This is a genomic window from Kosakonia sp. YIM B13571 (genome assembly GCF_042788095.1).
Lineage (GTDB): Bacteria > Pseudomonadota > Gammaproteobacteria > Enterobacterales > Enterobacteriaceae > Kosakonia > Kosakonia quasisacchari.
The window spans coordinates 52,675-65,126 of the sequence record NZ_JBHZPL010000004.1 but is presented as its reverse complement, the minus strand read 5'-3'; the positions used below and the strand labels follow the sequence as shown (position 1 = coordinate 65,126).

10 protein-coding genes are annotated in these 12,452 nt (G+C 53.8%); 3 read left to right on the top strand and 7 right to left on the bottom strand.

Translation table 11 applies throughout. The features are described from left to right. Positions 1 to 155: 155 nt before the first annotated feature. Together ACFX4O_RS11890 and greB are read right to left on the bottom strand one after the other, a co-directional pair. A complete protein-coding gene (locus ACFX4O_RS11890; RefSeq protein WP_380209771.1) occupies positions 156 to 2,495 on the bottom strand; it encodes a Tex family protein in 2,340 nt (779 codons plus the stop codon). 95 nt (positions 2,496 to 2,590) lie between these two features. Continuing rightward, a complete protein-coding gene (gene greB, locus ACFX4O_RS11885; protein WP_017459528.1) occupies positions 2,591 to 3,064 on the bottom strand; it encodes a transcription elongation factor GreB in 474 nt (157 codons plus the stop codon). Positions 3,065 to 3,291: 227 nt separating this feature from the next. Between greB and ompR the strand changes: the two genes are divergently transcribed. Continuing rightward, the gene (gene ompR / locus ACFX4O_RS11880) at positions 3,292 to 4,011 is read left to right on the top strand and encodes a two-component system response regulator OmpR (protein ID WP_001157751.1); all 720 of its coding nucleotides are present in this window, start codon (positions 3,292 to 3,294) and stop codon (positions 4,009 to 4,011) included. Then, positions 4,008 to 5,360 carry a two-component system sensor histidine kinase EnvZ gene (envZ, locus tag ACFX4O_RS11875; protein WP_131411927.1) on the top strand — a complete coding sequence of 451 codons (1,353 nt, stop codon included), beginning with the start codon at positions 4,008 to 4,010 and terminating at the stop codon, positions 5,358 to 5,360. Before ompR ends, envZ begins: the two co-directional genes overlap by 4 nt. Before the next feature lie 45 nt (positions 5,361 to 5,405). Here the strand turns inward: envZ and pckA are convergent, their stop codons facing one another. From pckA to ACFX4O_RS11850, 5 genes are all read right to left on the bottom strand, one after another. Beyond that, the gene (gene pckA, locus ACFX4O_RS11870) at positions 5,406 to 7,025 is read right to left on the bottom strand and encodes a phosphoenolpyruvate carboxykinase (ATP) (RefSeq protein WP_380209774.1); all 1,620 of its coding nucleotides are present in this window, start codon (positions 7,023 to 7,025) and stop codon (positions 5,406 to 5,408) included. Positions 7,026 to 7,362: 337 nt separating this feature from the next. Next, a complete protein-coding gene (gene hslO, locus ACFX4O_RS11865; RefSeq protein WP_380209776.1) occupies positions 7,363 to 8,241 on the bottom strand; it encodes an Hsp33 family molecular chaperone HslO in 879 nt (292 codons plus the stop codon). A gap of 24 nt (positions 8,242 to 8,265) precedes the next feature. Further along, a complete protein-coding gene (gene hslR / locus ACFX4O_RS11860) occupies positions 8,266 to 8,667 on the bottom strand; it encodes a ribosome-associated heat shock protein Hsp15 (RefSeq protein WP_131411933.1) in 402 nt (133 codons plus the stop codon). Continuing rightward, the gene (gene yrfG / locus ACFX4O_RS11855) at positions 8,667 to 9,344 is read right to left on the bottom strand and encodes a GMP/IMP nucleotidase (RefSeq protein ID WP_380209778.1); all 678 of its coding nucleotides are present in this window, start codon (positions 9,342 to 9,344) and stop codon (positions 8,667 to 8,669) included. Before yrfG ends, hslR begins: the two co-directional genes overlap by 1 nt. Positions 9,345 to 9,403: 59 nt before the next feature. Then, positions 9,404 to 11,542: an intracellular growth attenuator family protein gene (locus ACFX4O_RS11850; RefSeq protein WP_380209780.1), complete on the bottom strand. Its 2,139-nt coding sequence runs from the start codon at positions 11,540 to 11,542 to the stop codon at positions 9,404 to 9,406. A 316-nt stretch (positions 11,543 to 11,858) separates the two neighbouring features. On the opposite strand from ACFX4O_RS11850, the gene nudE reads away from it, so the two are divergent. Continuing rightward, positions 11,859 to 12,419 carry an ADP compounds hydrolase NudE gene (gene nudE / locus ACFX4O_RS11845; protein ID WP_131411939.1) on the top strand — a complete coding sequence of 187 codons (561 nt, stop codon included), beginning with the start codon at positions 11,859 to 11,861 and terminating at the stop codon, positions 12,417 to 12,419. The last annotated feature ends 33 nt before the right edge of the window (positions 12,420 to 12,452 follow it).

The following is a 12,452-nucleotide window of genomic DNA, read 5'->3' as shown; positions in this document are numbered from 1 at the left end:
AAAATTTAGGTATGATTGGTTAATAATTTTGAATATTAAATGATAGGCGAAATAACGAGTTAATTGCATTTCGCTCATCATTTGGCAGGATTAATTTGGACTTTTTCGAACGTAAATGAAGAAAATGCCCCTCCCGGTGAAGGGAGGGGGAAAGATTAACGTTTTTTACCCATTGCTGCGGCGAGTGCATCCATCATTGCACTGTTGCCGCTCGGCTGGCTGTCGCGGCCACGTGGCGCTTTTGCCGGGCGCGCCGCATTACGATTTCCGTTATCGCGGTTACTGCTGTTGCCGTTGCCACGACGGGTGTTGGTGTCGCCTGGCTGCTCGTCCAGACGCATGGTCAACGCGATTCGCTTGCGCGGTAAATCCACTTCCAGCACTTTGACCTTCACGATATCGCCCGCTTTCACCACGGTATGCGGATCTTCGACGAACTTATCCGCCAGCGATGAGATATGCACCAGACCATCCTGATGCACACCGATATCAACGAAAGCGCCAAAGTTAGTCACGTTGGTTACCGCGCCTTCGAGCACCATGCCCGGCAGCAGGTCATTCATCGTTTCCACGCCTTCGGCAAAGGTCGCTGTTTTAAACTCCGGACGCGGGTCGCGCCCCGGTTTTTCCAGCTCTTTGATGATGTCGGTAACCGTCGGTACACCGAACTGCGCATCGGTAAAATCACTGGCTTTCAGTTTGCGCAGTTCCGCGCTGTTGCCCATCAGATCGCGCAATGACTGCTCGGTTGCCGCCAGAATACGTTCAACCACCGGGTAGGTTTCCGGGTGAACCGTAGAAGCGTCCAGCGGGTTGTCGCCATGGTTAATACGCAGGAAGCCCGCGCACTGCTCAAAGGCTTTTGGCCCCAGGCGGCTAACTTTCAGCAACTGCTGGCGGTTCAGGAACTGACCGTTTTCATCGCGCCAGGAGACAATATTCTGCGCCATTATGCGGGTTAAACCGGCAACACGCGTCAGCAGCGGCACAGAGGCGGTATTCAGATCAACGCCGACGGCGTTTACACAATCCTCGACGACGGCATCCAGTTTGCGCGCCAGTTGCGTCTGGCTGACATCGTGCTGGTACTGGCCGACTCCGATAGATTTCGGATCGATTTTCACCAGCTCCGCCAGCGGATCCTGCAAACGACGGGCGATTGAGACCGCGCCGCGCAGTGAAACATCCAAATCCGGGAATTCGAGCGCCGCCAGTTCAGAGGCGGAATAAACCGATGCGCCCGCTTCGCTGACAATCACTTTCTGCGCGGTCACTTTCGGGAACTGTTTCTGCACATCGAGGTAGAAACGTTCTGTTTCGCGCGAGGCGGTGCCGTTACCAATCGCCACCAGCTCAACATTGTGTTTTTCGCACAGCGCCGCGACGGCTACCGCTGCTTTTGCCGCTTGCCCGGTATGCGGATAGATGGTGTCGGTGGCGACCAATTTGCCGGTGGCGTCCACCACCGCGACTTTCACCCCGGTACGCAGACCCGGATCGAGACCCATCGTGGCGCGCAGCCCGGCAGGCGCAGCCATCAGCAGATCGTGCAAGTTACGGGCGAAAACATTGATGGCTTCGTCTTCCGCGCGTTCGCGCACCGTGCTCATCAGCTCCGTTTCCAGGTGCATCAACACTTTGATACGCCATGTCCAGCTCACCACACCTTTACGCCAGCTGTCCGCCGGCGCGTTGTTCAGGCGCAGGCCGAGGTGGTCGATAATAATTTGCTCGCAGTGGCTCTCTTTTGGCGGCTCATCAAACTGCGGATCGGCGTTCAGCGCCAGTTGCAGCACGCCTTCGTTACGCCCGCGAAACATCGCCAGCGCGCGGTGCGAAGGGACCGTCGAAATCGGTTCGTGATGATCGAAATAGTCGCGGAATTTCGCGCCTTCGTCCTCTTTCCCGCTGACGACTGTTGCGACCAGGTGCGCATTTTTCCACAAATAATCACGCACTTTCGCCAACAGCGCGGCATCTTCCGCAAAGCGTTCCATCAGGATATAGCGCGCGCCATCCAGCGCCGCTTTGCTGTCGGCGACGCCTTTATCGGCATCGACAAATGTCGCAGCCAGCGTTTCAGGGTCTTGCGACGGATCATTCCACAATGAATCTGCCAGTGGTTCCAGCCCGGCTTCGATGGCGATTTGCCCACGCGTGCGGCGCTTAGGTTTATACGGCAGGTAGAGGTCTTCAAGCTCGGTTTTGCTCAGCGTACCGTTAATGGCTTTTGCCAGCTCATCGCTGAGCTTGCCCTGTTCACCAATCGATTTCAGAATCGCCTGGCGGCGTTCTTCCAGTTCGCGCAGATAACCAAGGCGGGTTTCGAGCTGACGCAATTGCGTGTCATCCAGACCGCCGGTGACCTCTTTACGATAGCGCGCGATAAACGGCACTGTGTTCCCTTCATCAAGCAGGCGAACGGCGGATTCCACCTGTTCGGTTCGTGCCTGAAGTTCACCCGCAATAATGCGGCAGAGCGAATCATTCATCATGTCATTTCATCTTCTGAACAAAAATCAAGGGATAGTTATACGGACTGACATCGCAAAATGCCAGCCGCGCAGGGCTTCTCAGACGGTTCTGGGGGTTATTTCACGTATTCAATTTGATTGACGTACCAGGTTGCTTCACCGCCGGGCGTTTGCACTACCGCCACGTCGCCTTCCTCTTTCTTGAGCAGAGCGCGTGCCATGGGTGAGTCGATAGAGATGTAATCTTTGCGACCAAAAATTTCATCATAGCCAACGATGCGAAAACGCAGTGTGTCGCCGTCGTCGTTTTCAATTTCCACCCATGCACCAAAAAAGACTTTGCCTTCCTGCTGAGGGGAGTAATCAACGATTTTAAGATTTTCCAGGCATTTGGTGAGATAGCGCACACGGCGGTCTATCTCGCGCAGACGCTTTTTGTTGTACTGGTAATCGGCGTTTTCGCTACGATCGCCGAGGCTGGCCGCCCAGGTGACTTTTTTGGTGACTTCCGGGCGCTCCTGACGCCAGAGAAAATCGAGTTCCTGCTTCAGTTTTTCATAACCTTCGCGGGTAATCAGGGGCGTTTTCATTCTTGGGCCTTATTTCCGGGACATTCTTGCCTGCACACACTTTACAAATGGGATAGTGTAAGGTGCAGATTAATCATGCTTTCTGTGATGACATATGCATATAAGCTGCTGTTAAATATGCTTTGTAACAATTTCGACTAGAATGTATACCAGATTTCGCTGGTCGTGAACGCGCACTTTTCTAGAATACGGAAACATTATTGTCGGAACCTTTGGGAGTATAAACAATGCAAGAGAATTATAAGATTCTGGTCGTGGATGACGACATGCGCCTGCGCGCATTGCTTGAGCGTTACCTTACCGAGCAGGGCTTCCAGGTTCGCAGCGTGGCTAACGCTGAGCAGATGGATCGTCTGTTAACCCGTGAATCTTTCCATCTGATGGTGCTGGATCTGATGCTGCCCGGCGAAGATGGTCTCTCTATCTGCCGGCGTTTGCGCAGCCAGAGCAACCCGATGCCGATTATTATGGTGACGGCGAAAGGCGAAGAAGTGGACCGCATTGTGGGTCTGGAAATCGGTGCCGACGATTATATTCCAAAACCGTTTAACCCGCGTGAGCTGCTGGCGCGTATTCGCGCTGTGCTGCGCCGTCAGGCGAATGAACTGCCAGGTGCGCCATCGCAGGAAGAAGCGGTCATTGCGTTTGGTAAGTTCAAGCTGAATCTCGGGACGCGCGAAATGTTCCGCGAAGACGAGCCGATGCCGCTGACCAGCGGTGAGTTCGCAGTGCTAAAAGCGCTGGTAAGCCACCCGCGTGAACCGCTGTCGCGCGATAAACTGATGAACCTGGCGCGCGGCCGTGAATACTCGGCGATGGAGCGTTCTATTGACGTGCAGATCTCACGCTTGCGCCGCATGGTGGAAGAAGATCCGGCGCACCCTCGTTATATTCAGACAGTTTGGGGTCTGGGCTACGTGTTTGTGCCGGACGGCTCTAAAGCATGATGCGAGTGCGTTTCTCGCCGCGAAGTTCTTTTGCCCGCACCCTGCTACTTATCGTCACCTTGCTGTTCGCCAGCCTGGTGACGACCTACCTGGTGGTGCTGAACTTCGCCATTCTGCCTAGCCTCCAACAGTTTAATAAGGTTCTCGCGTACGAAGTGCGTATGTTGATGACCGATAAACTGCAACTGGAGGACGGCACGCAGCTGGTGGTGCCTCCGGCGTTTCGTCGTGAGATTTACCGCGAGCTGGGCATTTCGCTTTATTCCAACGAGGCCGCGGAAGACGCCGGCCTGCGTTGGGCACAGCATTATGAATTCTTAAGTCAGCAAATGGCGCAGCAGCTTGGCGGCCCGACCGAAGTGCGCGTTGAGGTGAATAAAAGCTCGCCGGTGGTGTGGCTGAAAACCTGGCTGTCGCCCAATATCTGGGTGCGCGTGCCGCTGACCGAAATTCATCAAGGGGATTTCTCCCCGCTGTTCCGCTACACGCTGGCGATTATGCTGCTGGCGATAGGCGGTGCCTGGTTGTTTATCCGTATTCAGAACCGACCACTTGTTGACCTGGAACACGCCGCACTGAAGGTGGGGAAAGGGCATATTCCGCCGCCGCTGCGTGAATATGGCGCGTCGGAAGTGCGCTCGGTCACCCGCGCCTTTAACCAGATGGCCGCCGGGGTTAAGCAACTTGCCGACGATCGTACATTATTGATGGCAGGCGTCAGCCACGATCTGCGTACGCCGCTCACGCGTATTCGCTTAGCGACGGAGATGATGGCGGCAGAAGATGGTTATCTCGCTGAATCTATTAATAAAGATATTGAAGAGTGCAACGCGATTATCGAGCAGTTTATCGATTATCTGCGTACCGGGCAGGAGATGCCGATGGAAGTGGCCGAACTGAATGCGGTGCTTGGCGAAGTGATCGCCGCAGAAAGTGGCTACGAACGTGAAATCGATACCGGATTGAAAGAGAGCGAGATTTTCGTGCGGATGCACCCGCTTTCCATTAAACGCGCGGTTGCCAATATGGTGGTTAACGCGGCGCGCTACGGCAATGGCTGGATCAAAGTCAGCAGCGGCACTGAGCACAATCGCGCCTGGTTCCAGGTTGAAGACGACGGTCCTGGTATCAAACCGGAGCAGCGTGAACATCTGTTCCAGCCGTTTGTCCGTGGTGACAGCGCGCGTAGCACCAGCGGCACTGGCCTCGGGCTGGCGATCGTGCAGCGTATTGTGGATAACCATAACGGCATCCTTGAATTGGGCACCAGCGAGCGGGGCGGGCTCTGTATTCGCGCCTGGCTGCCGATCCCGATTGCCCGACTGAGTGGGCAGAATAAAGAAGCATAAAAAAACCCGCCATCTGGCGGGTTTTGTTTCTCTTGCGTAGCCAAATTACACTTTTGGCCCGGCGCTGACTAACGCGGCGCCGGCAGCGGTATCGGTGTACTTCTCGAAGTTTTCAATAAACAAGGCAGCCAGCTGCGCGGCTTTCTCCTGCCACTGCTCCGGGGACGCATAGGTATTGCGCGGGTCGAGAATGCGCGTATCCACGCCGGGCAGCGAAGTCGGGATTGCCAGGTTGAACATCGGCAGGGTAAAGGTTTCCGCATCGTCCAGCGAGCCATTAAGAATCGCGTCGATAATCGCCCGCGTGTCCTTGATAGAGATACGTTTACCGGTGCCGTTCCAGCCGGTATTGACCAGATACGCCTGAGCGCCGGCGGCCTGCATTCTTTTCACCAGAACCTCCGCGTACTGGGTTGGATGCAGCGATAAAAACGCGGCACCAAAGCAGGCAGAGAATGTCGGTGTCGGCTCGGTGACGCCGCGTTCGGTTCCGGCAAGTTTAGCGGTAAAACCCGAGAGGAAATGGTACTGCGTCTGGCTGGCGGTCAGGCGCGAAACCGGCGGCAGTACGCCGAAAGCATCCGCTGTCAGGAAGATAACTTTCGTTGCATGGCCTGCTTTGGAGACCGGTTTTACGATGTTCTGAATATGGTAAATCGGATACGACACCCGGGTGTTTTCCGTTTTCGACGCATCATCATAATCAATGCTGCCGTCGTCGCGGACGCTGACATTTTCCAGCAACGCATCGCGACGAATGGCGTGGAAAATATCCGGTTCAGCTTCTTCCGAAAGCCGAATGGTTTTGGCGTAGCAACCGCCTTCAAAGTTGAAGACGCCATCATCATCCCAGCCGTGTTCATCGTCGCCAATTAAGCGGCGTTTCGGGTCGGTAGAGAGGGTGGTTTTGCCGGTGCCGGAGAGGCCGAAGAACACGGCAACATCGCCTTTTTCACCGACGTTTGCAGAACAGTGCATCGAGGCGATGCCCTGTAACGGCAGCAGGTAGTTCATGATCGAGAACATACCTTTCTTCATCTCGCCGCCGTACCAGGTTCCGCCAATCAGCTGGATGCGTTCGGTGAGATTAAAGGCGACAAAGTTTTCCGAGTTGAGACCTTGCTCTTGCCATTGCGGGTTGGTGCACTTCGCGCCATTCATCACGATAAAGTCCGGCGTAAAGCTTGCCAGTTCTTCTTCGGTGGGACGAATGAACATGTTCTTCACGAAGTGCGCCTGCCAGGCGACTTCGGTGATAAAACGCACCGAGAGGCGCGTATCCGGGTTTGCGCCGCAAAATGCGTCAATAATAAACAGACGCTTTCCGGAAAGCTGCCGGGTTACCAGACCTTTTAAATGTTGCCAGATTTCAGGCGAGATCGGCTTGTTGTCGTTCTTGCCTTTGCCTTTATCGGACCACCACACGGTATCGCGGGTGGTGTCATCACGCACAATATACTTATCTTTCGGCGAACGGCCGGTAAAAATACCGGTGTCGACGGCGACAGCACCAGAATTCGTCAGCACACCACGCTCATATCCTTCCAGGTCTGGACGGAGCTCCTCCTGATACAGCGTATCGTAATCGGGGTTGTAGACGACATCCTGAACATCGTTGATACCATAAGCCTTGAGATCCTGCGGGGTTAAGCTCTTAACGCGCATGTCACTGCTCCTTAGCCAATATGTACTGCCTGAAATTGTAGGGTTGTTTTTTACCCGCTTACCGGGACGAGGCTCATAGATTTACCTAACTCGACAAACCCAGACTGACGGAAAACACTGTGATTGTGGTCACGTAACGAGACGGATTATGGCAAAAATAGCCTCATTTATGGGGTAAATGTTCCAAAAATGGCGTAAGACGACATTTTTAACCGCGGCTTTGTGACTGTAATCGCTTTCATGAAAGTAAGTTACGTAACACTTTCATTGGGGATTTTAGCGGAAACGTGACGAGTCATGCAAAAACGCCGCCCGCAGGCGGCGTGAGGAAGGTCGTTTAGTGCACCTGCGGATCGGCAGGAGAAGCGTTGTTGCGGATCTCGGCAATATCCATCGCGTTAAACAGATAGTGGCTACCGCAATAGTCGCAGTGCATATCGATTTCGCCCTCTTCCGCGAGGATGCTATCCACTTCTTCGTCCGGCAGCGTCTTCAGCGCACCCGCGCAGCGTTCACGAGAGCAAGTGCATTTGAATTCCACATTTTGTGGATCATACAGCGTGACTTCTTCTTCGTGATACAAACGCCACAGCACATCTTCCGCCGCCAGCGTCAGCAACTCTTCCGCTTTAATGGTTTCTGTCAGCACAGCCAGATGCTCAAAATCTTCAGCCTGCGTTTCCTGCGCTGGCAATACCTGCAGCAGCATGCCGCCCGCTGCGGGCTGGCCATCAACCTCGTCGGTGCGGATAAACAAACGTGTCGGCAGCTGTTCTGAACGCAGGAAGTAATCTTCCAGGCATGCCGCCAGCGTATCGCCCTCAAGACCAACAACACCCTGATAACGCTCGCCCTCTTCAGGCGTAATGGTGATAACTAAATAGCCGTTGCCCACCAGCGTTTTCAGATCCGCGTTTTCCGGTACATCGCCCTGAACACGCGCCACACCGCGCATTTGCTGGCGATTGTTACCGTTGATAACCGCCAGGCTCATCGGGCCATCACCCTGCAACTGTACGGTAATATCACCGGCAAATTTCAGCGTCGCGGTCAGCAGGCTGGTAGCGACCAGCAACTCGCCGAGCACCGTTTTTACCGGCAGTGGATAGTTGTGGTTTTCGAGGATCTGTTTCCAGGTATGGGAAACGGTCACCAGCTCGCCGCGAACAGCGTAGTTTTCAAAAAGATAGCGGTGTAATTGGTCTTGAATGGCCATGATTATCTCTCTTGCGGGTGAGCGTTATTCGCTATCACCTAATTTAAATTTTATGAGATCGCGACGTTCTTTCTTATCCGGGCGGCGATCGGGATGGGGCATGGTGAGCGCATTAAGTTTGCGGGCCAGCGCCACTTTTTCGCGTTTCTCAATGCTTTCTGTCGTCTCTTCATACAGCTCGACAGCTTCATTTGCCGGGCGGCGCTGCTCCGTAATGCCTTTGATGATGACGGTTCGCTCATCATTTCCCTGACGTAGCGTGAGCGTGGCGTTCAGCTCGACGATTTTACTCGGTTTGCTACGCTGCCCGTTGTAATGCACTTTGCCGCCGTCAACCATTTCGCGAGCAAGGGCGCGGGTTTTATAAAAACGCGCGGCCCACAGCCACTTATCAAGACGAACTTCTTGCGCAGGCTGCTGTTTCATCACATCTCCTTGAGAAGTGAAGGGATCAGGCCACGGTAGTCATTGGTGCCTGGATGGCGCTGATAACATTTTTCCGCCAGCCCGGAATCCGGGTTGGTGACGCCCAGGCAGTAGCGGATGCCGAATTTCGCCGCTGCATCAAGAATCGGTTCGCTGTCATCGATAAACAGCGTCCGTTCAGGATTGAGCCCAGTTTCATGCGCGACAGCTTGCCACAGACGCTGATCCTCTTTCGGATAACCAAATGTATGGGTGGAAAGTAATAAATCAAGGTGCGATGCAAGGCCTGTGTGCTTAAGTTTGACCGCCAGATTATGCGGGTGTGCATTGGTCAGTAAAATGCGGCGTTTACCGCTTTTTTGTAGCGCATTCAGAAACGGCACCGTATCTTCACGCAGCACCGCGCGCGGCCCTTGCTGGGTGGTCATGGCGCAAATATCCAGGCCCAGGCGTTCGCTCCAGTAATCCAGACAGTACCAGTTTAGCGTATGCTGCACAGCGTGATATTCCTGGCGGAGAACGTTCTGCGCTTCTTCCGGCGTTAAGCCTTGCTTGACGCCAAAGGTTTCCGGCACCAGTTTTTGCCAAAAGAAGTTATCAAACGCGAGATCGAGAAGTGTGCCGTCCATATCCAGCAGAACGGTATCAACGTCCTGCCATGCGATATCAAGGTGCATTAAAAACTCCAGCCAGAAGAAAACGTGCGACAGGTTAACACAGCTCGCACGACAGATCGTTAGCCGCTGAGGCTATCCTGGGTGGGCAGAAACTGGGGGTTCAGACAGCTGGCGTAATACTGTTGAATCTCTTCGATACGTGTGCGATTGCGCTGGTAACGGCGCAGCGCCAGCACACCGTTGTAGAGGCTGCAAATCACCATCGCGACCAGCAGAAGTGTGGTTCCCGCATAACGCCACAGGCCGCTGGCATCCGGCATGCGATGCAGGCTGATGTGCTTGGTGCCGTTTGCATCAGTATAGATATTGGTAATGATCCCTTCCGCGCGAAACGGCGTTTGCATCAGCATTTGCGCCAGCCGCTGGAATTCATTCCATTGTTCCTGCGCCGGATAGTCATACAGTGCAATCGGCGGCCAGGGCTGATCAACCAGCTCGCTGCCTTCTTCGCTGCTAATCAGAAAACCGCCCGGTGCCGGACTGTTCAGCGCCTGCGCCGCACGGGTGGTTTCCCGCATAATGAACGGCGCGGTAGAGGTGGTGACCAAATTATCCAGCGACTCGGCGCTTACCGGACGCAGCAATACGTTCACGCCGGTGAGTTTCCCGTCGCTGGCGCGTTTGGTCAGTGTCTCCCAGTCTTTACTGTTGCCGAGGTTGACCAGCGCGTTTTTCAAGCGCAGGCACTCATCTTCGGCGGCACACAAATCTTGGGTTTTCAGTACGATATCGGCAAAGTCATCCAGCAACACCATGCCGGACTTCTGAATGGCTGAGCGCAGCACCGGGCTCACGCGGGAATCATCTTCGGTAGTGGGATGAAGCTGGCGGCTGACCGCCTGAGCAAGCGCGGTGGCTTTGTTCACAATATCGGATTCTGGCAACGGCAGTGGCGGGGCGTTGTTCCAGATAATTTGCGAGCAGTCGAACGGCGTAAACGGTGACGTCTGGCGCGAGGTCCAGTTACTTTGCATGTGGATATTACACATGCCGGTGCCGCTGATGCGCAGCGTGTCACCAATCCGCAACCCGGCGGCTTCGAGCTGATTCACGCTACTGGCTTCAACGGTCTGCGCGCCTTTAATCCACGACACGGTAAATTTGATCGGCATATCCAGTGGCATCCAAATCAACAACATCGCCAGCACCACCAGTGAACCGATGGAAATAACCGCGCTGCGCACCCAGTGTTGCAGCGGGAAATTTTTCACTTCATCGTGCAGGGAGAGAAAACGCCCCTGGCGCACAACGTGGCGGTCGAGATAGATATCAATATCGGTTTGTTGGCCCAGATCCTGTGTTACGAAGGGCTGCCAGTGACGCGGATAAATCAGGTCGATAATACCTAACGAGATATTATTCATTTGCTCCTGATTATTTTCACCGAACAGCCCCCAGCGCTTTGGCGTGCCACGCAGACAATGAATCTCCCGCAGCGTGTTTTTAGCCGGGGGCGCATATAACCCCCAAAGCCCGGCGGCAAGCAGCAGCACGCCGCCACCCGCCAGCCATGGGATAAAGACGTCGGGCGAGGCCAGACAGAAGAAAAACAGCAGAAACGAGACCGAGATCAGCAGCGCTTCGCGCATGCCGTCCGGGCGGCTTAATGCGTACTCTTCCGACGTTTCCCGGCGAATATTCAGCAGCTCAATTTGCTCACTCTCTTCACCGCGGATCGCGGATTGGCTCGATGATACGCGCTCAAGTTCGCCTCCGCGCTCTTCATGCATATATTCGCTGAGCGTGTGTCCATTGAGCGAGATAACCAGCGGCATTGAGTCGGTGCGGATCACTTCGACATTGTTCTCGTCAGTAATGTACTGCTCCCAGGAAGGGGGCAAATGGACTTCGACGGAATCAAGGTAGTAGCGCCATTTATTCGGGGCGTCAGTGGTGATGCCATAGCGGGTGATGGAGTGCGTGACATACAGCACCGTGTTGCTATATGCATTAAGGCTGATGGAAACAGGGGCAGCAGTCGCGCCGGTAGGGGCGAGATTGTTTTGCGTACGGGAGAGCGCTTCCAGGTAGCGTTCCGCCGTTTCACGCTCTTCAGGTGTTAATTTGCGGGTAGTCGCGCCGGTGAAAGCCTGTAAATACGGCAGTCGATACCGACGTTGCGACCTGAACCTGAAAATCCATCCGGCGAGGAATGCGCAGGCCAGCATAGCAGCGAAAAAAATCAAAATGGTGCTCATGCTTTCCCCATCTTACTTTTTCTAACAGGTGTAGTCAGTTGCACCCTTCCCGTAACTATCTAATGTGGTCGGCCGTTTAAGCAAGCAATTAACTTGAGTATTTTTAAGCGCATACCAATGTCAAAGAGAATAGCAAAACCACCCTAGCGGGAATATCAGCAAATTCTTAGTTTTATTTCAAGCTATTGACTTTTTGGTTAAATTGGGAATTGATTTCGAAGAGGTTGCAAGAATGTAAATTAGCGGCAAAGTACATTGCCCAAACAGTGCGTAGTGTCGCACAATAACGAAAGTTTCTCTGCAAAGACCGATAATAATGAGCGAATCATTGCAAAAACCCACCATTCTTAACGTAGAAACGGTCGCGTCTTCACGACTTTTTAACGTCGAAAGTGTGGATCTGGAATTCAGTAACGGCGTGCGCCGTGTTTACGAACGTATGCGCCCTTCTCTGCACGAAGCCGTGATGATTGTGCCAATTGTTGACGATCATCTGATCCTGATCCGTGAATATGCGGTTGGCACTGAATCCTACGAACTGGGATTTTCCAAGGGTCTTATCGATCCAGGTGAGAGTATATACGAAGCGGCGAACCGTGAACTAAAAGAAGAAGTCGGATTTGGCGCAAAAGAGCTTACTTTTCTGAAAAAACTCAGTATGGCGCCCTCTTATTTCTCCAGCAAAATGAATATCGTCGTGGCAGAAGATCTCTATCCAGAGTCGTTGCCGGGTGATGAACCCGAGCCGCTACCGCAGGTACGCTGGCCGCTGAAGCACTTGATGGATCTGTTAGAAGATCCCGATTTCAACGAAGCCCGCAATGTCAGCGCGCTGTTTTTGGTTCGCGAATGGCTAAAAGGGCAGGGGCGTCTCTGAACGCACAAAATAATAAATGAAAAGGGCGCATTC

Coding starts and splice junctions, on each gene's coding strand:
- ACFX4O_RS11890 (WP_380209771.1), bottom strand. CDS start 2,495: ATGATGAATGATTCGCTCTGCCGCATTATTGCGGGTGAACTTCAGGCA.
- ompR (WP_001157751.1), top strand. CDS start 3,292: ATGCAAGAGAATTATAAGATTCTGGTCGTGGATGACGACATGCGCCTG.
- hslR (WP_131411933.1), bottom strand. CDS start 8,667: ATGAAACAGCAGCCTGCGCAAGAAGTTCGTCTTGATAAGTGGCTGTGG.
- envZ (WP_131411927.1), top strand. CDS start 4,008: ATGATGCGAGTGCGTTTCTCGCCGCGAAGTTCTTTTGCCCGCACCCTG.
- pckA (WP_380209774.1), bottom strand. CDS start 7,025: ATGCGCGTTAAGAGCTTAACCCCGCAGGATCTCAAGGCTTATGGTATC.
- greB (WP_017459528.1), bottom strand. CDS start 3,064: ATGAAAACGCCCCTGATTACCCGCGAAGGTTATGAAAAACTGAAGCAG.
- ACFX4O_RS11850 (WP_380209780.1), bottom strand. CDS start 11,542: ATGAGCACCATTTTGATTTTTTTCGCTGCTATGCTGGCCTGCGCATTC.
- hslO (WP_380209776.1), bottom strand. CDS start 8,241: ATGGCCATTCAAGACCAATTACACCGCTATCTTTTTGAAAACTACGCT.
- nudE (WP_131411939.1), top strand. CDS start 11,859: ATGAGCGAATCATTGCAAAAACCCACCATTCTTAACGTAGAAACGGTC.
- yrfG (WP_380209778.1), bottom strand. CDS start 9,344: ATGCACCTTGATATCGCATGGCAGGACGTTGATACCGTTCTGCTGGAT.